At 43.8% G+C, this 20,588-nt stretch carries 16 protein-coding genes; 11 read left to right on the plus strand and 5 right to left on the minus strand.

All coding sequences use genetic code 11. The features are described from left to right. The first annotated feature begins 10 nt into the window (after positions 1-10). From HUW51_RS22025 to HUW51_RS22045, 5 genes are read left to right on the plus strand one after another with little or no spacing between them, the layout of a single operon-like run. Entirely contained in the window at positions 11-1,237 is a 1,227-nt protein-coding gene (locus tag HUW51_RS22025) for an ABC transporter substrate-binding protein (protein WP_185271755.1), read from the plus strand. Further along, entirely contained in the window at positions 1,224-2,078 is an 855-nt protein-coding gene (locus HUW51_RS22030) for an ABC transporter permease subunit (protein ID WP_185271756.1), read from the plus strand. Before HUW51_RS22025 ends, HUW51_RS22030 begins: the two co-directional genes overlap by 14 nt. Then, positions 2,071-2,832: an ABC transporter permease gene (locus HUW51_RS22035; RefSeq protein ID WP_185271757.1), complete on the plus strand. Its 762-nt coding sequence runs from the start codon at positions 2,071-2,073 to the stop codon at positions 2,830-2,832. Before HUW51_RS22030 ends, HUW51_RS22035 begins: the two co-directional genes overlap by 8 nt. After that, entirely contained in the window at positions 2,832-3,560 is a 729-nt protein-coding gene (locus tag HUW51_RS22040; protein ID WP_185271758.1) for an ABC transporter ATP-binding protein, read from the plus strand. Before HUW51_RS22035 ends, HUW51_RS22040 begins: the two co-directional genes overlap by 1 nt. Before the next feature lie 5 nt (positions 3,561-3,565). Continuing rightward, positions 3,566-4,519 (plus strand): radical SAM protein, encoded by a 954-nt coding sequence (locus tag HUW51_RS22045; RefSeq protein ID WP_185271759.1) that lies wholly within the window; start codon positions 3,566-3,568, stop codon positions 4,517-4,519. 356 nt (positions 4,520-4,875) lie between these two features. Here HUW51_RS22045 and HUW51_RS22050 read toward each other — a convergent pair whose 3' ends face one another. Then, complete coding sequence (locus tag HUW51_RS22050; protein WP_185271760.1) at positions 4,876-6,411, minus strand: SulP family inorganic anion transporter; 1,536 nt, start codon at positions 6,409-6,411, stop codon at positions 4,876-4,878. Between the two features lie 231 nt (positions 6,412-6,642). Here HUW51_RS22050 and HUW51_RS22055 point away from each other — a divergent pair, with 231 nt between their 5' ends. Then, complete coding sequence (locus HUW51_RS22055; RefSeq protein WP_185271761.1) at positions 6,643-7,155, plus strand: hypothetical protein; 513 nt, start codon at positions 6,643-6,645, stop codon at positions 7,153-7,155. A gap of 162 nt (positions 7,156-7,317) precedes the next feature. Continuing rightward, entirely contained in the window at positions 7,318-9,567 is a 2,250-nt protein-coding gene (locus tag HUW51_RS22060; RefSeq protein ID WP_185271762.1) for a cation:proton antiporter domain-containing protein, read from the plus strand. Positions 9,568-9,846: 279 nt separating this feature from the next. Here HUW51_RS22060 and HUW51_RS22065 read toward each other — a convergent pair whose 3' ends face one another. Continuing rightward, positions 9,847-11,733 (minus strand): sensor histidine kinase, encoded by a 1,887-nt coding sequence (locus HUW51_RS22065; RefSeq protein WP_185271763.1) that lies wholly within the window; start codon positions 11,731-11,733, stop codon positions 9,847-9,849. A 461-nt stretch (positions 11,734-12,194) separates the two neighbouring features. Between HUW51_RS22065 and HUW51_RS22070 the strand changes: the two genes are divergently transcribed. Both HUW51_RS22070 and HUW51_RS22075 read left to right on the plus strand, forming a co-directional pair. Beyond that, the gene (locus tag HUW51_RS22070; RefSeq protein ID WP_185271764.1) at positions 12,195-12,731 is read left to right on the plus strand and encodes a porin family protein; all 537 of its coding nucleotides are present in this window, start codon (positions 12,195-12,197) and stop codon (positions 12,729-12,731) included. Positions 12,732-12,825: 94 nt separating this feature from the next. After that, the gene (locus HUW51_RS22075; protein ID WP_185271765.1) at positions 12,826-13,470 is read left to right on the plus strand and encodes a hypothetical protein; all 645 of its coding nucleotides are present in this window, start codon (positions 12,826-12,828) and stop codon (positions 13,468-13,470) included. Positions 13,471-14,055: 585 nt separating this feature from the next. On the opposite strand, the gene HUW51_RS22080 is transcribed toward HUW51_RS22075, so the two are convergent. The 3 genes from HUW51_RS22080 to HUW51_RS22090 form a co-directional block, all read right to left on the minus strand. Continuing rightward, complete coding sequence (locus HUW51_RS22080) at positions 14,056-15,762, minus strand: FAD-dependent oxidoreductase (RefSeq protein ID WP_185271766.1); 1,707 nt, start codon at positions 15,760-15,762, stop codon at positions 14,056-14,058. Between the two features lie 293 nt (positions 15,763-16,055). Then, entirely contained in the window at positions 16,056-16,757 is a 702-nt protein-coding gene (locus tag HUW51_RS22085; protein WP_185271767.1) for a gluconate 2-dehydrogenase subunit 3 family protein, read from the minus strand. 33 nt (positions 16,758-16,790) lie between these two features. Further along, complete coding sequence (locus HUW51_RS22090; RefSeq protein ID WP_185271768.1) at positions 16,791-18,533, minus strand: GMC family oxidoreductase; 1,743 nt, start codon at positions 18,531-18,533, stop codon at positions 16,791-16,793. A gap of 426 nt (positions 18,534-18,959) precedes the next feature. On the opposite strand from HUW51_RS22090, the gene HUW51_RS22095 reads away from it, so the two are divergent. Beyond that, the gene (locus tag HUW51_RS22095; protein ID WP_185271769.1) at positions 18,960-19,691 is read left to right on the plus strand and encodes a peptidase; all 732 of its coding nucleotides are present in this window, start codon (positions 18,960-18,962) and stop codon (positions 19,689-19,691) included. 29 nt (positions 19,692-19,720) lie between these two features. After that, on the plus strand, positions 19,721-20,569 hold the full coding sequence (locus HUW51_RS22100; protein ID WP_185271770.1) for a transglutaminase-like domain-containing protein: 849 nt from the start codon (positions 19,721-19,723) through the stop codon (positions 20,567-20,569). The last annotated feature ends 19 nt before the right edge of the window (positions 20,570-20,588 follow it).

Raw genomic sequence — 20,588 nt, forward strand, 5'->3', positions numbered from 1 at the left:
CCTAAAGCGCATGAAATTTAAATACCTCACTACTTCTGCCCTGATTCTATCCTTACTTTTCAGCAGTTGCGGAAACAATAATGGTCAGCTGGAACAATTAGACCTAGCAGAGGCAAACTGGTTCAACATAGAACAAGCGGCTAAGGGCACTACCGTACAAATGATGATGTGGCAAGGCGATCCGCTCATTAATAAGTACATGGAGGATTATGTTAAACCAAAGCTACAGGAACAATACAACATTACGCTCGATATTTCATCCGGTCAGGGGAAAGACATTGTGGGGCTTGCCCTGGCTGAAAAAGAGACCGGAAAAAAAACGAGTGAAATCGACGTGATCTGGATAAACGGCGAAACCTTTTACCAACTACGGCAGCTCGATGCGCTTAACGGCCCATTTACTGAGCGGCTACCCAGCAATCAATTCGTGAACTGGCAAAGCCCGTTTATTGCCCGCGACTTTCAACAGCCCGTTAAAGGCATGGAAGCGCCTTGGGGAAATGTACAATTAGCTTTTATTTACCATACTGCTAAAGTACCGCAACCACCTGCTTCCTTCAGCGCTTTAGAAACGTACATCCAAAATAATCCCGGCACCTTTACCATACCCAATGAGTTTACCGGCATGACTTTATTAAAATCTTGGCTGATTGCCTTGGCCGGAAAAGAAGAACTAGCCGGAAAGTTTGATGCCGCCAAATATACAAAGTACAGCCAACAACTATGGCAAAAGCTGAACCGCCTTAAACCCTACTTCTGGAAACAAGGCCAGACTTTCCCGGCTTCGCTCGCGCAACTGCACCAGCTTTACGCCAACGGAGAAGTAAATTTTACTTTCAGTAACAACGATGCCGAGGTAGACAACAAAATTTTGCAAGGCGTGTTTCCGCCGGAGTCCCGGGCCTACGTTCCCGAGCCGGGTACTATTCAAAACACGCATTACTTGGGCATTATGAAACAAGCCGGCAATTTGCCCGGCGCCTTAGTAGTCATCAATTTTCTGCAGTCGCCGGAGGCACAGTACCAAAAAGCCAGTCCGGAAGTTTGGGGCGACGGTACCATCCTAAACGTATCGAAACTACCCGGAGAATGGAGACAAAAATTTAAAAATATTCCCGCCCGCCGGCAAGCCCCTGATCGCACTAAAATACAAGACCGGGCTTTCGAAGAACTGGCTCCCGAATACATGATCCGCTTGTATGATGATTTCAGAACAGAAGTAATTGAGCATAACTAAGAAAACAACTGGTTTTTACTGGCGCTTCTTGTTCTTGTTGCTGGCAGCGTTACCCGTGGCTGGAGGACTAATGTATGGCTTAGCCAACAGCTTCGGCTTAACCGGGGTGCTGGCCACTGGTTTTACCCTTGAACATTGGCGCCAGATATTAGGGAGCGGTGCTTTGCTGCATTCGTTGGCTTACAGTATATACATTGCTTTGGTGGCCATTAGTATCGCTACTGCTTTGGCCTTGTTTTTATCTTTATATTTTAAAAAAAGTCTGGACCAGGGTGCGCTTAGCTACTTATTATTCCTGCCGTTAACCATTCCGGCCATGATTATGGGTTTCCTGGTATTCGAACTGCTTACTAAATCCGGATTACTTTCCCGGATAGCGTATCAAGCCGGTTGGATAGTAGACTTACAAGATTTCCCAAACCTGGTTCATGACTCCTTAGGCTTTGGGATTATTCTGGCGCATGTAGGCATGGCCGTACCTTTTTTAACTTTGTTATTTCACGTTATTTACCAGGAGCAGGATCTTCATAAACTAAAAGCAGTTTCCGAAAACCTGGGAGCCGGTAAATCTTATTTTCTGCAACACGTAGCCTTGCCCATTCTTTTAAAAACGGCAGCTCCTAACTTGCTGCTTTATTTTATTTTTATTTTGGGTTCTTACGAAATCCCGCTGCTCATTGGTAGCCAGCAACACCAAATGGTAGCCGTATTGGCGGTACAAAAATTTCAGCGCTTTAACCTGCTCGATATTCCACAGGGTTATGCCATTAGTGTAGCTTTTACCGGCTTGGTGCTGCTCTTACTTTTACTTTTTTTTAAAAATGTACGCCGCCATGTTTAGGAAAATACTGCTGTCAACCCCCATGGCCGCCATTTTGCTGCCGTACCTGTTTTTCGGAATGCTATCGCTGGGCCAAAGGTGGTTTTACCCGGATATCTTGCCGCAACATTTTACCCTGGACAACTGGCAGCAACTATTCGTAAAACAAGGGGAACTCCAGATAGGGTTGTTTCTTTCGCTGATTTTAGGTTTGGGAGTTGCTTTTTTATCTACCCTGATGGGGTTTGTGGTTAGTAAGGAAATTTCGTGGGCCAAACATAAAAACCGATGGTTGCTGCTGGCTTACTGGCCCTTCGTGTTGGCTCCCGTGGTGCTAGCCATACTGGTACAACGTTTTTTTCTGTTAACCAACATGAGCGGCGAAGTAATCGGGGTATTATTGGGGCAGCTCATTCTGGCTTTTCCGTACGCGGTTATTTTATTTCAAAGCTTCTGGAATAATCAGGTACTACAACTCGAACAGCAATCTTTAACCTTGGGCGCTCCGGCGGGCTATACTTTACGGCACATCCTGCTGCCATTGGCCAAACCCCTCCTGCTTATGTGTTTTTTTCAAACATTTTTAATTTCCTGGTTTGAATATGGCTTAACGCAATTTATCGGTTTGGGAAAAGTTAAAACCCTTACCATATTGGTGTTTAAATACGTGAACGAAGCCAATATCTTCTATGCTGCTTTGGCTTCCTTGCTCATCATGCTGCCACCCGCCTTATTATTGTGGTTCAACAAAAAATTTATCTTTAGAGGAATTTAATGCTGCAAGTAAACAACTTAACTAAAACGTATGCGCACCACCCGGTGCTGGACCAGGTTTCGCTGGAGTTACCGCTGGGGCAGGTTCTAGCGGTGCTGGGTCGATCTGGTTGCGGTAAAACCACTTTGCTTAAAGTTATTGCGGGTTTGCTCCCGGCCGAAACGGGTATCGTTAGTTGGGCCGGACAAAACATGGACGCCGTACCCGCCCGTAACCGGGAAATGGTTTACCTGTTCCAGGAACCGTTGTTGTTTCCGCACTTAACGGTTTTTGAGAACCTTGCCTATGGTTTGCGTGTTCGTAAAGAAACCGAAATTGCTGTGCAGCAAAAGGTATCGCGTATGTTGGAGGAATTAGAACTACAGGAACACGCCCGGAGAATGCCGCATCAGCTTTCCGGTGGTCAGCGCCAACGGGTTTCTTTTGGCCGGGCCATTATCTTTTTACCACGAGTATTATTATTGGATGAACCCTTTGGTAACCTGGATGCACAGACGCGCGCGACCATGCAAACCTTTTTTTTACGGTTAGCTAAAAATTTTAAAATTACGGCTTTGTTTGTAACGCATGATGTAAAAGAAGCCTTGCTGGTTGGAGATCAGTATGCCTATATGGTGGCCGGCAAGTTTCAAATTTATGCTTCCAAAGCTGCTTTTATGGCTGATCCGGTAACGGGTGTCCGGGAAGAACTTGCCTTTTGGCAGGCTCAGGAACAAAACATTATATAGTAATCATGACGCAAGACTTTAACCATATCGAATCGGTGTACTGGGTTTTTACTCAATTGTGCAACGACGAATGTGACCATTGCTACAACAACTCCGGACCCCGGGGCGAGCGCATTTCGGAAGAAGAATGCATGGCCATTATTCAAAATCTGCCGGACCACATGGACCGGCTGATTCTTTCCGGCGGCGAGCCTTTGGCCGATAAAAAACTGCTTTACCAAATCCTAGATCGTTTACAGGAGCGTTACCAGGGGCGCGTGCAAATTATGCTGCAAACCAACGGCGACTTACTGAATGAACAAATCCTGGATACTTTACTCGAAAAAGGGGTTACCCGCTTCGACATAGCCAGTATTGACCGGTATCACAAACACGCTGGTAGCCGCCTGATAGAGTTGGCCGATATATTTGCCAGCCGTGGCGTAAATGGCGATGACCATGACCCACTCGTTAGCAAAGAAACCTACCTTACTCACCATAAAGCTAGTTGGGGTTATTGGGGTGCCACCATTGATATGTGGTTAGGCGGAAACTGGGCGCGCGGCCGGGCTTTTCAAAAAGGTCTTTGGAAACAAGATCCAGATCATAATTTTTGTGCGATTCTTTCGGGTGGGAAAGGCTTTTTAACCGGCGCCCCGGATATCCCGCAGGAAATATCCATTCAGCTTTGGAAAATCAATCCTTGTTGCCCCGGCACCAAAGTTCCCCTGGGAGACGCCCGTACCGAAAAAGTATCAGATGTTTTGCAGCGAGTCTCTAAATCTGAAATCTGGCAAAAGATAAATGAGGGAAACCCTTTAGCTATGGGAGAAAGTATCGGCATCACCGAGGCGCATGCCAAAGCACGTACCGCCGAACTAAAGAACATTTGCCTCTGGTGCGATGAGTTTTTTGAAAAACATTATAAAGGTGAACAGTTAAAACAAGCTTGCCATAGTTGCTCGATTGGAGAATCCTAACCAAAGTAGCGCTACTAGCTCATGGTCTTGCTAAGTACACGTATGCAAAACCGTATCGGCTAATTTTTTTAAAAATTGTATTTTTTAACTTTTTATAAAAGGTAAATACTTTAAATAGCAGAATATGTAAATGCCTTTATTGTTAGCGCTGCTATCCCGCAGTAAAAACGTGGTGAACTGGCTGCCCCGGAGTTATGTTCAACGAGCAATTACACGGTCAATTAAAATATCCAGGTTTCTACAACTTTTAAGCTCTACTTATTTGATTTATAGTTGTTTAATCCAGAGACTTACTTTTCTACCATTTACTAAAATCCAATATACCTGCTGTTGATTTTAATGGTACTTTCGAGGATTTATTTATCGGCGGCAACGTGGTAGATGGGATCTTCTAAAATATTTACGTCTATTACCGATTCCGCATTTTTTAATAACAAACGACAATCTTCGCTTAAATGCCGGAGATGTAGTTTTTTACCTACCTGGTGGTAACGCTCTGTCAGTTTGTTCAGGGCTTCAATGCCCGACATATCGGCTACCCGACAATCCTTAAAGTCAACAATTACTTCTTTCGGGTCAGTAGCAATCTCAAACTTTTCGTTAAAAGCGGTAACCGAACCAAAGAAAAGTGGCCCGTAAATTTCGTAGTGCTTCACCCCATTACCATCTACAAATTTTCTGGCCCGGATTCGCTTGGCGCTATCCCAGGCAAACACCAGCGCCGAAATAATGACACCTATCAAAACCGCGAGGGCTAAATTATGCAGCCAAATTGTAATGGCAGCCACCAATATTCCTACAAATACATCCTGTTGGGGCATTTTATTAATAATACGCAGGCTCATCCATTCGAAGGTACCTATGGCCACCATAATCATTACCCCGGTTAAGGCCGCCATTGGAACTCTTTCTATTACAGGGGCGCCAATAAGAATAATTACCAAGATGGTAAGAGCCGCTATAATCCCCGACAGCCGCGCTCTGGCTCCGGCCGATAGGTTTACTAAGGTTTGCGCAATCATGGGGCAGCCACCCATTCCGTAAAAAAATCCATTTAAAATATTGGCACCTCCCTGGGCCAAACATTCCCGGTTACTGTTGCCGCGGCTGGTAGTAATTTCGTCAACCAGGTTTAAAGTCAGCAAGCCTTCGGTTAAACCTACCCCGGCCATTATGAGGGCGTAAGGAAAAATTACGTTCAGGGTATCCAACGACAAAGGCACCTGGGGTATATGAAAAGGGGGAAACCCACCGCTTACCGAGGCGATATCTTTTACCGTTCGGGTATCAATATCGAAACCCAATACCAACAAAAACACCACGATAATAGCGGCTAAAGACGACGGAACGGCTTTGGTGATTCGCGGGAAAAAGATAACGATAGCAATGGTTAAAGCAACTAAACCGGCCATTATGAGCAACGGTTGACCACTCATCCAGGTTAAATGGCCGTTAACAACCGTTTTAAATTGCTGTAGCTGGGCCATAAAAATAATAACGGCCAAACCATTAACAAACCCGAACATAACGGGTTGCGGTACCAGACGAATAAATTTACCCAGCTTAAATATTCCCACCAAGATTTGAATTACCCCGGCCAATGCCACCGCGGCAAAAACGTATTCGATGCCATGCGATTGCATGAGCGCAATTAATACCACCGCCGTAGCTCCGGCCCCTCCCGATATTAAGCCCGGCCTTCCGCCAAAAACAGCGGTTATTAAACCCATAATAAATGCGGCATGTAATCCAACTAAGGGCGGGAACCCGGCCAGGATAGCAAAAGACAACGACTCGGGCATCATGGTCATGGCCACCGTTAAACCTGCCAGAATTTCGTTTTTGTAATTAATTTTTTGAGAAAAGTCAAACAACCGGAAAAAAGGCTTCATCCTAAATTAGATATTTTTAAAAAAATACGAGGCTATGCTTAGCCAGATAAATAGCAAAAGTTTAAAAAGAGAATATAGAAACTCAGGGTGGGGTTACTGGACTTGGATAAACAGGGTTGCTCATTGCGTTGCAAAAGTAGCGGTTTACCTAGTTTTACTACAATTATTTAATAATAATATAATGTATGATCTTCCTTTTAGACTAACAATTGATCTTCGGGCAATAAGGTTGTGCTGGCGCAGCAAGTATTAAGTGCCTTGTTTAAACCTGCTTCAAGGGCTTATCCATTTGATAGCGAAAAAGAAAATTTTAACTTTGCCTACGGCATGTATAAAACTACCCCGAAATATAATTATCCTGTATTTCGACAATTTACGATTGTTGTAGTTTTGCTGTGGGCTTTTGCGTTGGTTTTTAATCAGGCTCCGGCTGCCTTCCCGGTTATTCCGGCGGCTTCTAAAACGCTGCACCAAGCAAATTTTAGCTTATCCCCCAAAAATGCAACCCTCGTAGTTGCTGCCAAAATAGCGAAAAGACGAAACGCCCTGGATGCGATCTTACCTTTTCCTCATTTTTGTGTTAAGTTGCCCTTGGCCACGTTTAAGCTGGCGGCGCCGGGCCATTTTTTTATTTTTCAGCAGTTTTACCGGCTACTTTCCAAAGCATTGCTCCTGGTTGGCGCTCCCGCTGAAAATGTAATTACCCGCATTTTTTCCGATTTTGTTCAGCCGAACGCTCCTTAGCTTTTCGCCTTTATTTAACCCCGGCACATCTTGCCGGCATATTAATCTCCGTTGTACTTACGCTGGCGTAGCTACTTATTTTTTTATTTTTTCTGTTGTAGCTTTTACCCCGGTAGTCTATAGCTTTTTACTGTAAAGGCTATTTTTAAATATTTACTTTATATGATACACGTACCTCAACTTATTATAGACTTAGCTTTTATTTTGGGAGTGGCGGGAGCAACTACGCTCCTGTTTAAATGGTTAAAACAACCCTTAGTATTAGGTTACATTATTGCGGGTTTACTGGTCGGCCCCAACTTTCCGTATCTTCCTTCTATTGCCGAAGTAGAATCTATTCAGATTTGGGCCGAGATCGGCGTTATTTTTCTTCTCTTTAGCCTCGGCCTGGAGTTCAGTTTTAAAAAATTAGCCAAAGTAGGTGGCACGGCTTCTATTACGGCCGTTACCGAAGTAGTGGGCATGCTCTTACTCGGCTACATTACCGGTCAATTACTAGGTTGGTCGTTTATGGACAGTGTTTTTCTGGGGGGCATTTTATCTATCTCCTCCACTACCATAATTATCCGGGCTTTTGATGAGCTGGGAGTTAAAAGCCAGAAGTTTGCGAGTATTGTATTTGGTATTCTGGTAGTAGAAGATTTAGTAGCTATATTGTTGCTGGTGTTACTTTCTACGGTAGCAGTGAGCCAACAGTTTGGCGGAACTGCCATGTTAAATTCGGTAGTAAAGCTGGCTTTTTTCCTTTCTGTGTGGTTTTTAGGGGGCATTTACCTGGTTCCTACTTTTTTAAGAAAAGCCAAGAAATTAATGAACGAAGAAACCCTGTTGGTTATTTCGGTGGCCCTTTGTTTATTAATGGTTATACTGGCTACCAATGCGGGCTTTTCACCGGCTTTAGGCGCATTTATTATGGGCTCTATTCTGGCCGAAACCATTTATGCCGAAAAGATTGAACACCTGACCAAATCGGTAAAAGAGCTTTTTGGCGCAGTTTTCTTTGTATCAGTGGGCATGCTGATCGACCCTAAAATGCTGCTGGAATACGCGGGTCCGGTAGTCATTATAACTTTCATCACTATTTTTGGCAAAGCTATTACCAGCGGGTTAGGTGCGCTAGCCTCCGGACAACCTTTAAAACAATCTATTCAAACCGGATTGAGTCTGGCGCAAATCGGGGAGTTTTCTTTTATCATAGCTACTTTAGGTTTAACCTTAAAAGTAACCAGCGACTTTTTGTACCCCATTGCCGTGGCGGTTTCGGCTATTACTACCTTTACCACGCCTTTCCTGATTCGTTTTTCCGAGCCGTTTTACAATTGGTTAGAAAAAAAATTACCCGAAAGCTGGAAAAAATTCCTGATTAATTACAGTTCCGATGCGCAGACCATCAGCAGCGTAAGCGACTGGCAAGTAGTTTTGCGTTCTTTCGCGCAGCCCATTATTACCAACTCGGTGGTACTGATCAGTATTATTTTGCTCACCACCAATTTTCTGGTGCCTTTTATCACCAATGCTATTCCGGTAGAACCTTGGGGACGTTTGGCGGCCGCTATTATCTCGTTGTCGGTAATGGGGCCGTTTATTTACGCCTTAGCTATTAAAAGAATAAGAAACCGGGCTTACTCCCGGTTGTGGCAAGATAAAATATACTCCCGGGGGCCGTTGGTTGCCCTGGAAATAGCCCGTATTGTGCTGGCTTTGCTGCTGGTAGGTTTTATGCTGGACCAGTTGTACTCCATCCGGGTAGCCTTGCTCATGGCCATTATTTTAATTGGGGTTATTTTTCCTTTATTCCGGCAACGGTTACGCAAAACTTACGAACGCATTGAACAACGTTTTATTTCTAACTTAAATGCGCGCGAAGCCGAAGAACCCACAAATAAACTTTTGCCCTGGGATGCGCACCTCGCGCATTTTGTAGTAAGCCCTGAATCGGATTTTGTGGGTAAAACTTTGATTGAACTGGGTATCCGGGAGAAATTTGGGGTAAGCATTGCCCAAATTGAACGAGGCCGGCTGACTATTCCCATTCCGGAAGGCAGGGAACGTTTGTTTCCGGCGGATAAAATTACGGTTATAGGCACGGATGAGCAACTTAGCCAGTTTAAACCCTTTATTGAAGTAAGCATGCCACCCGAAGACCCTACGGCTACCCAGGCTGCAGTGGGGTTACGCCAGTTAATAGTAGATAAAAAGTTTCCGTACTTGGGATTAACTATCCGGGATTCGCACATCCGCGAAAAAACCCATGGTTTAATTGTGGGCATCGAGCGCAACGGCGAACGAATCCTGAACCCGGCCCCAACTACTATTTTTCAGTTAGGCGATATTGTCTGGCTTGCCGGCGACCAACGGTTAATCCGGGGAGTGGAACAACCTTCTTTTGCTACCACCGAAATTTTATCTTGATACAAAAAGAACGGGTTGTTACCAGTAACAACCCGTTCTTTACATACCTGGATTTTAAAATTTTAAAATTCTGTAGCTGCTGATGAAGTTAAGAACATTGCATGCGGTATAAGTTATCTGGCTTATCTCTGTCATTCCGGAGAAAACTCACCAACAGGTAATTGATTTGATTCTTTTGGAATGGCGGAACCAGCTAGTAAGACACCAGCGGAATATGGTTTTAGTTTTTTTAACAAATAACTCCATCGTACTTCATAAAATTTTTTAAATTTTTAAAATTTAAACTAATACAGAAGCGGCCTTTACCGGCAGGTTTATCTGGAAAATGGTACCGTGCGGGGTGGCAGAAGAGATGGTCCAATTGCCCGCTAAAATATTCAGTCGTTCCTGGATGCCGCGCAAGCCAAAGCCGTGTTTTAAAGTAGAGTTCGTCGGGGTAGATTTCATGCCTATGCCGTTATCTTGAATGATAATGTTTACCAGCTGTTCTGCCCGCGTAAGGGTAATTTGAGCTTGGCTGGCCCCGGAGTGTTTTACAATGTTATTTAAACATTCCTGCACAATGCGGTACACATTTATTTCCTGCTCCTTCATAAATACCCCATCAATTAAATCGGCGTTTACCCGCACATCAATGCCGCTGGCTTCGGCCACTTCTTCGGCTAAGCCTTTAATAGATTGCGTGAGGCCCAGCATATCTAACTGAAATGGGCGAAGACCGTAGGAAATTCCCCGGATTTCGCTGATGGTGTGCGCTACGGTTTCCGTTAAATCCTCGGAATAGCTCTTTACTTTTTCCGGATGATGTACTTGCTTTTGCAGCAGCAACAAACGGTTTTTTATTAAAATTAAACTTTGTCCCACGCTGTCGTGTAGTTCAGCGGCAATGCGTTTGCGTTCGTGTTCCTGCGATTGAATAAGCTCCTGCGAAAAAATAATGGCTTGCTGCATGGCCTTGGCCTGCACTTCTTCTTTTTCTTGCCGGTAAATGTTAAACTTACTGGTAAGCGCGTAAGATAAAACCACGGCTTCGATAAAGGAGCCTAACTGCAAACTGCTTTCGGTAAAAGTTGTTTCGGGGAGTAGGTTATTGTCTTTAGCAATGTAAATCACAATGCCGATGCCCAGGGCCGCCAAACCCAAGGTATAATATAAAGCCGGCTTAAAGCCTTTCCGGTAAATTAGGATGCCCGCCGAGTAAACGTATAAATAAGTAGGAATAAAAGTGAGCAACACCCAAGTAAAGCTCCAAACATAAAACCCGGTTAGGTTCAGCAGTAAAACTATCACCAACGAGGCTACAATAATCCAGCGCAACCGGTAAAGCTGAGGCAAATAATGCTTGACCTGTAATATGGCGTTGGTAAATAACAGAGAAAGTAAAATAGCTAAGCCTAAAAAGAAACGGGTGTTTACCAACCACAACAAGGGTTCCGGCAAAAACTCCAGAAAATACCCCCGGATGCAGGCTAAATCGGCGGCTACCGAAAAGATAAACAACACATAAAATAAATAAGCTTTATCGCGCAGCGAAAAGTAAACGAATAAGTTGTACATCATCAGCGCGAATAGCAAACCAAAGTAAATGCCGTTTACCAAATCTACACGGTGGTTAGCTTCGTAGAGTGCCGGCATGGTGGCAATTCGCAATGGAAACCGCAAAATGCTCCGGCTCCGAAACCGCACGTAAAAAGTACGCTCGGCATTGGTCGGCAAATGTAAAGGCAAAATCAGCCGGTTGGTTTTAATGGTCCGGTCCTGAAAAGAGCGTCCTGCTCCCGTCTGAATTAATTCAAATTCACCATTGGCTTTTTGGTGGTACAAGTCTACTTCGTGTAAGAACGAGCTGCCAATTTCTAAGTACCATTTAGTTTCCTGACTGGCATTACGTACCCGAAACCAACACCACACCGCCGAAGAAGATGGGCCATACACGGGTGCTTCCTGCTGGCTTTTTTTAAATTTTTGATTTTGCTGCCGAATTTGGTCAAAGGTTAAACTGCCCGAAGCATCTTCGAACAAGTACACGGCGCTGCCAATATCATAAGTATTTGGTTTGTTCTGCAAAGTAATAATTGGATCGGCGGCAACGCAGGCAGGTAAGCTTACTAAGTATAAAACCCAACTCAGCCCCAAAACCAAGCCCACTCTGGTAAATCGCGGCATATACAAAATTTTAAAAAAGCGAGATAAAGCTTTCATGTATATAAGTAAAATCTAGATAACTGCAGCTACCAACCATGCTGCTAAAGCCGGCCTTTACTCATCCGGTATTTTAAAAATTTAAATAATAACTACCGAATTAATGTGCAACCTGCCGGAAAGTTGAACCGGATCTTTTTACTTTTATTTATCCGGCAGAAAGTTAAAAATTTGATTTTCAAAGAATTAATATCTTTTAAAAGAGCCGCAATTTTGTGTTTGGGGCCTTGAAAATAGAAAATTTTAAAATATGAGCAGTACTACCTAAATAATTAAGTAGTAACACTTATTCACTTCGGAGGGGTGTGCTATTACCTTTGTCATATCAAGAACAACTAATAAAAAATTACAAGCTAAAATTAATACCAATCAAATTCTAACCTAAACCAATTTAACAACCACCTAACCTCAAAATTTAAACAATTATGAAAAAAATCTCCGTACTCCTGTTCTGTTTAGTAGCATTATTTACTTTCTCGCAAGCCCAGGCGCAAACGCCCGTTAAAAATAAATACCTGAACGCCGGTATTGGTTTGGCGGCTTATACCGCAGGTGGCGTACCCATTGGCGCTTCGTTGGAAGTAGATTACAAAAACAACATCTCGATTGGTGGCTTTGTGGATTATGCCCGCTACGGCTACAAAGCGGCCGGTTACCGCTGGAACTATAACTTTCTTTATTTTGGTGCCCGGGGCTCTTACCACTTAGGCGAATTAATGAAAGATTTAGACATTAACGACAGCAAATTTGACCCGTACGTAGGCGCTTCGTTAGGGGTAAGAACAGCTTGGTACAGCGATAACGACGAGTACGATAATGATTTTAATAGCCCTTACAACAGTGGCTTATTTTTAGGTATTCACGTGGGTAGCCGCTACATGTTCTCCGAAAAATTAGGCGGTTTTGCCGAAGTAGGTTACGGCGTATCGGCTTTACGTTTGGGAATTACCGCCAAGTTCTAATCCTTTAAACATCAGCCATTAGTCAAAATAAAACTTTTAAAATTTCTTTTGCAACTCCATCCTTCACCCACATCAATTAATCCAATCTAAAACCATGAAAACTTTATTTAATTTAAAATTAGTTGCTTTTATTCTGTCAATAGGTTTGTTCGCCACTTCTTGCAAAGAAGATGATGACCCCGGAGCAGCGCCTAATACCAACGGCAACACCGAGTACAATGGCCAAAAGTACACCATTAAAAACGGGTACTATGCCGTAGGCGACGGCATTAAATTGTACGGCAATGCCAATACCCACCACCTCGACTTTTTATTTATAACTGATGGTACGCCGCAGTTTTCGAATGATGGCGATATAACCAGTATGAAAGATGGGAAGATTGCTATTTTAGGAGCTACTATCTCCCCGGACGGAAATAGCTTTAAGCCCGGCACTTTTGAATACAACGACTTGGCCGCTGACGTAAATTTAACCCCGGCGCAAATTGAAGCCAAATACAAAAATAAAGCTTTCTTCTACGAGTCGATTGTGCGGATAGACACCGATGGTGATAATAACTGGCAAGAAGAAGCCGATATTAAAATTACCGGCGGCACCATTAAAGTAACTGGTGCTTTACCAGCCATAACCACCGAGTACAACCTTAATTTAGAAAATGGTAAAACCATAAAAGGCAACTTTGGAGGTACTTTCAACAAATTAAACTTAGACCTGGATTTAGACGAAGATGGCGAATAATACCGCCCGTTTTATCCGGAGTTAATCAGAAGCAAAAACTTCCAATTTTCAGAAATTGAATCAGAACAAATAATCTAATCCAACCAAAACGCCCTGTTTGCTTTTAGCGGCAAACAGGGCGTTTTTTTTTTAAAATTTTAAATTTTGGTGACAGCGCTTACTAAGAAGCTGTTTCGTATTCCAGCCAATTAGCACATTATGGTGCAAATTTACTTACCTGACTTGCTTTGCTGCCACCTTAAGCTGGCGGGCTAAAGCTCCAATTAAATCGGATAATAAAGGCAAAACAGTTTCCAAATAACCAGCATAATCTCCCCCACCCCGACTTTCCTGCTTATTTACTCGCAAAGTAAATCCAATCGAGGTTAAACTAATTTTGGTTTAGCTGCTTGGGGTTGATAAAGGTAAAATGGTAAATAAGCGCATACAGGTTGTGAGAAAAGAGACGAGCAAGGATTGATTAATATAAATTTTTTTCAACTAGCCCTATTAGCCCTTGCTTTAGCTTCCGATGGATTTTGTTATTATTCTTAATGCTATTTCGGATTCTCCAAAAGAGATTTAAAAACAAAATTTTTTAAAATTTTACGATTTTGGCCAGTGTGTTTCGATGCCTTGCGAGCGAATTGTTTTTTGAAACTCCTGCAGTAAGTTGAGTTTTTCGCGAACAGCGCGGGGAATCACTTTTTTTTGTAAAGCAAAAGCCGTTAACATGCCTACGGCTTCGCCAATACTCCACTCTACCGGGTGCAGCCGGTAACAGCCATTGGTAATATGCGTGGTACCGATATTTTTGTTGGCGGGCAACAGGTTTTCCATGCGTTGGGGCAACAAGGCGCCCAAGGGAATTTGAAAAGGCAAGGAAGCAAAATCGATGTAGTTATCGCCCTGGCTGCTGGGGTGCAAATCAATGTGGTAATAGCCAATACCAACGCTGTCGTAAAAATTGGCGGCAAGTTTATTTTCTTTTTGGCCGGTGACTAAAGCGCGGTTTTCGGCACCCACGTGTTCTTCCAGCACGGTAAACAGCGCTTTAATGCGCCGCGATTCCCGAATGTACGGGTACTTAGCTAAACCATCCGAAGTGCCCAATAAATCACCGCGCAGCCGTAAGCCCGGCCAGCCTTGCCCGCCGTCCGGGCGGGGAGCTTCGGTTTGCAGCCAGTAAAAAAGCGACAAACTTAATTGTTTGGCTCGTTGCACTTGTTTATCAAAATCTGCGGAAGTGCCACCTATCAGGTTACCCAGAAAATAATCGTTTTGGGGCCAGTTTAAGATGCTGCTATCGCCGGCATACGTACCCGGAACAAAGTTATTTTTAAAAATAATGCGCCGGTAGTTCCATAAATTAAGCATTTGGCCGGTAGCAATTCCTTCCGGGTGAAAGCCCAAAGCTTTGGGCTTTAAAGTTTTCGGATCGGAATAATTTAAATCCAGCAAACGGCCACTCCAAGGCGAATGCATCTCGGGCTGGAAGTTGCGCCAGAAGTTGTATTCGGCGGGTTTATCTATCAGGTTGTTAGAATTGGGAACATAATCCATGGCCAGGCACATGGTAAAAGCTTGCTGGTTCTCCGGATTAGCTTTTTCCGGGGCGTGCAGTTCCCGGGTTTCCCTCCGTGATTCGGTGCCCGTAACGAATTCTGTTTTGGTTAAAGGCAGCAGATCACCCAACTCGGTAGCATCTACAAAATAAGGCGCTATTAACGTTAGCTCGCGGTTTTCCCGTAAATTCTGCGCTTGCAAAGCTTTTACTTTATGCTGGCTTACTTCGGCCCTACTGATTTTATGCTCTAACAACAGAGTTAGTTTTTGATTGCTTAGGTATGGGGCAAAAAGCTGATACAAAGCCGCTAAAGCTACCCGGGGCTCATGCGCCAACCGCGATACGGAACCTTCGCCGGGATTTAAGAATTTTTGTGATTTAGCTTCGGTGGTTAAGGGGTAATGTTGTTGGTAATACTCCCGGATAGCCGTCCGGAAATCGCGGTAAAGTTGGGTGGCCCCGTGGGTTTCAATCCAGGGGTGCTCATCCGGAGGTACGCCTTGCTGGGTTAGCTGCCCGCCAATCCAATCGGTTTCTTCAGTTAAAATTACGCTTAAGCCATTGCGTAAAGCAGCTAAGGCCGCTGCACAACCGCCTAAGCCGCCGCCAGCAATTACTACATCGGCCCTCAGTTCCCGCGCAGCTAAAAGGTTAGCCTTTGTTTTAGCAGGTAATACTAATCCGCTACTGGTTAAAACTACGCTACTGCCTAGAGTTACATATTGCAAAAAATTACGCCGGTTCATTCTTGGTTTTTAAAATAAGTAGCAGTAAAAATGCTTAACACAACTTGTATATTTACTTCATATCACTAAACATAAAACATTGTATTAATGCAACTTAAATACTATATCATAGATTGAAATTTAAAAATTTAAATTTAAAAGGTATTGATTCAAGAAGTACTTCTCCTGGTCTTATAAAAGCAAAATGCCTCCCGAATAACCGGAGGCATTTTGCTTTTGCTGATGTATTTTATTTTAAAATTCTGATCAAACCTCTTAAAAGTTACAAATAAAAATCACATCAATTTTAAAAATTAAGCGTCCCAGGTCATCATTTTACCCCGGTCTTCATTTTTCAAGCACTCGTCTAAAGTCTTTTTATCGTACTCTAAACCGTATTGCTTCAGCACGTCTTCCGGTACGCCATCCCAAGCGTTGGGTTGATTGCCTTTGTATTCAATATCTTCGATGCCGATTTTGCTGGAGAAAAAGCCGGTAGCGGTAAGGTTACGCATTTGATTAAAGAAGGCTACACCTTGCGCATTTTCTTTAGCTGCTTTATCCGGATAAGCAATTAAATCAACTAATTGAATTTGCTGCTCTTTACTGGCATCGCGGAAAGGCTTTTCGAACATTTTATTTGATTTGATGTCCAGCCAACGCAAGCCGCCGCGCAAAGGTGTTTGGTAGCTGGGTTGGTCTTTGGCCATAAACTCGATAAACTCCGGCACTTTCGCATCCGAAGCGCTCCCCGACCGGTCGTCGGCCGGAATGATAATATCGCTCAGTATGGTTATGGTGGCCATTTCTTCTTTCGTGAAGAATTGCTCTTTCATGAGCTTGGCGTCGCGTTCTTTTTCTTCCGGCGTGCGGCCGTATAGATCATTTTTCGCTTCGTCTTTTACGTTTTCGGTACTTACCTCATCGGTTTTTTTATCTTTATCGCAACCTACTATTAAGGCACTGGCTCCTAACGAACCAATCGCCAAAAATTTCAGGGATTCTCTTCTGTCCATATTAGCTTACAGTTATAGAAATTTATTTCCAGGTTAGATATTTTGCTTTTTAAGTTGATCCACAATAAACTCAGAGGCCCGCATCGATAAAGCCAAGATCGTCCAGGTTGGGTTTTTATCGGCTTGTGATACAAATGGTCCGCCATCAACCACAAACAGGTTTTTCACTTCGTGGGCCTGGCAGTTTTTGTTAAGCACCGATTTGCTCGGGTTATTTCCCATACGGGTGGTTCCTACTTCGTGAATAATCCGGCCCGGAGCCGCTAAACCGTATTGCTCATCGGCGCCTGGTTTTTTACCATTAGCTACCCCGCCCATGGCATGAATAATTTCTTCGAAAGTATCCTGCATGTGTTTGGCCTGGTTAATTTCCTGGTCGGTCCATTTGTAAGTAAACTTTAATACCGGAATACCATACTTATCTACCACGTTCGGGTCGATTTCGCACTTATTGTATTCACGGGGCACACTTTCGCCGCGGCCAGCAAAACCAACGTTAGAACCGTAAAAACGACGATAATCGTCTTTTAAAGAAGCGCCATATCCACCGGCAGCTTTCATTTTTCCGTCTTTGGTGGGGTACTTGCCGTTCATGTTTTCCATACCAAAACCAAATCCGTAAGATGGCATACCTAAACCACCGCCCAGCTCAATGTGGTAACCACGCGAGAAGTTGATTTTTTTATTGCCTTCGAGCCACCATGGAATATATAAGTGGGCTCCACCAACGCCATCTTCGTTATAACGTTTGCGGTCCATTAATTTAGGAATAAAGGCGCTGCGCGAAGCTCCGGTGGAATCATGCAGGTATTTACCTACTACGCCGCTGGAGTTAGCTAATCCGTTCGGATGGGCGGCCGATTTAGAATTTAATAAAAGGCGAGCCGATTCGCAGGCACTGGCCGCTAATATTACTATTTTACCGTTTACCTGGTACTCCTGCATATCGGTTTTGTCGGTGTATAACACCCCGGTAGCCTGGCCGTTTTTATCGGTTAAAACTTCGCGGGCCATGGCGTTCACGTATAAATCTACGTTACCGGTTTTCCGGGCAGGTTTTACTAATACCGTAGAAGCCGCAAAGTCGGCGTGAACGGAGCAACCCCGGCCGCACTGCGAACAGAAGAAACAAGAACCCCGGTCTTTATTAACCGGCCGGGTTAACATTGATAAACGCGATGGGATAACCGGAATGCCAACGCTATTCGCCGCTTTTTTAATCATTAACTCGTGCAAACGCGGCTTGGGCGGCGGCAAAAAGAAACCATCCGGATCGTTCGGTAAGCCTTCGTTGGTACCAAATACCCCTACCATTTTATCTACCCGGTCGTAGTACGGTTTTAAATCATCGTAGCTAATCGGCCAGTCGTCGCCTAAACCATCAATGCTGCCCCGCTTAAAATCGTGCGGTCCGAAACGTAAAGATATCCGGCCCCAGTGGTTTGTCCGACCCCCGATCATCCGCGACCGGAACCAGTCAAACTCGGTATTGCCTTCGCGGGTATATGGTTCCCCATCAATTTCCCAGCCCCCATAAGCACCATCAAAATCGCCGAAAGCCCGGGTAGTACCGGCTCCACGCCGGGGCGACTGGTACGGCCACTTTAATTGCGTTTGCTGCTCCGGATTAGCCGGGTCGTAATCCGGACCGGCCTCCAGCAAAGCTACTTTAAGACCTGCCTCGGTAAGCGTTTTAGCCGCCATGCCGCCGCCCGCTCCCGAACCTACAATTACTACATCGTATACTACGCCTTTCTTTTTTATTTGAAATGCCATATGGTGGGTTAAAAAATTAGTGAAACAAAGTATCTTTAAATTAAAATATACATAAAAGAAAAGCCCAGCATTAACTGGCTTATTCGATTAAACTACCCGCAACTGCCGCTTACTATTTTCGAACTTTAAAGTAAATATATTCTGCGGTATTTCAACTTACCTTAGGCACAATAGCTTTTATATTTTTAAAAAATCTAAGGGCAGTTAGTACCAGGTTGTTTGTTGCCGTTAACAATAGTATTTAGTTGCTAACTTAACTGATTTATTTTAGTAAGCAATTACCCAAACCGCTAAAATTTTAACCTGTAAAATTTAAATTTTTAAAAAATCAGATTAAATCAAATTTAAATGAGCCCAAGTAGCAGAAAGTTAAATAGTTTAAACCGTTAAAAGTGTAACTTACCGCCAGTAAAAAAGCATTACATCATGACATATTGTTTAGGCATTAAGGTAAAAGAAGGATTAGTGGCCTTGGCCGATACCCGCATTACTGCCGGAACGAATACCACCGTTAAAAGAAAAACCTTTGTTTACCAAAAAGGAAATAACTCTTTGTTTATTATGACGAGTGGCTTGCGCTCCGTAAGAGATAAGGCGGTTTATTATTTTCAGGAACTGCTCGACGAAGGAGCTACGTATAATAAATTGTATAAAGCGGTAAATGCTTTTGGCGAACAAATTAAAAGAGTAGCCGACGAAGACAAAGCTGCTTTAGAAAATGCCGGCTTTAAGTTTAATTTAAATACCATTGTGGGAGGCCAGCTAGCCGATGATCCCGAACACAAACTTTTTTTGCTTTACCCCGAGGGCAACTGGGTAGAACTAGACGAAGGCTCGCCTTACGTGATAATTGGTAATTCCGGCCAGGGCAAAGCCATTTTAAACCGGGTTTTAAACGCCGATTGCACCATGAAACAATCATTAAAAGCCGGCTTTTTATCTTTCGATTCTACGCGGGTAAGCAACAACGATGTTGATTTTCCGATTGATGTGATTTTATACAAAAAAGATAGTTATCAGTTGGCCGAGTACCGGTACGAGCAAAAAGAACTAAGCGCCATTTCGGAATTGTGGGCCGAGAAGCTGAAAACTGCCCTGGATAGTATTCCGGAAGATTGGATGGACTCCGCCTTTAATCAGTTACCGGCTAAATCATAATTTTTTAAAAATTTTTCTTTTTGCCTCTCATGAAATTTCAAGTGCATAGTGCATTAGAATACCAGGTGCAGCAGCCCAGTACTTTAATTTTAAACATCCACGCGCTACGTAGCCCTACGCAAACCGTGCTGGAAGAAACCTTGGAGTTAGAGCCTTACCTCCGCGCAGAAGAATTTAGCTTTGGCCAAAACGCGAACCGGCTACTCCGCTTAGAGGTAACGGAACCCCTTACTTTTAAAATAACCTATAAAGCCATCGTTGATACCATTTACCAAATTATCGGTCTGGAAAAAGAATCTGGGACAACGCCGATTATGCAATTAGATGCCGATGTAATTCCCTACCTCTACCCGAGCCGGTATGCCCAGTCTGATAAATTGCAGCGGCTGGCGTATAGTAAATTTGGGAAATACGACAAAGCCTTTGAAAAAGTATGCGCTATAACCGATTGGATTTACGGGAATGTAGAATATTTGAGTGGCAGTACCAATTCGCAAACTTCGGCTTATGACACCGTTACCGAAAGAGCAGGCGTATGCCGCGATTTTGCCCACCTGGGTATTGCTTTATGCCGGGCACTTTCTATACCGGCCCGCTATTTTACGGCTTATGCTTTTAAGTTAAACCCACCAGATTTTCATGCGTGTTTTGAAGCGTACATTGGCGGCAACTGGATTATTTTTGACGCTACCAAATTAGCCCCCCTCAACGGCCTCGTTAAAATTGCCAACGGCCGCGATGCAGCCGATGCGGCGGTTGCCAGCATTTTTGGTAACGTTAGTTGCCTATCGATGCAGGTTGGGTGCGACGCAATAGAAGAAAATTTTACTCCTTTGTACTACGACATAAATCAGCAGCAAGGCCTTTCCTACAGTTAGATTTATAGCCATTAGGGTG

The sequence above is a fragment of the Adhaeribacter swui genome (genome assembly GCF_014217805.1).
GTDB lineage: Bacteria > Bacteroidota > Bacteroidia > Cytophagales > Hymenobacteraceae > Adhaeribacter > Adhaeribacter swui.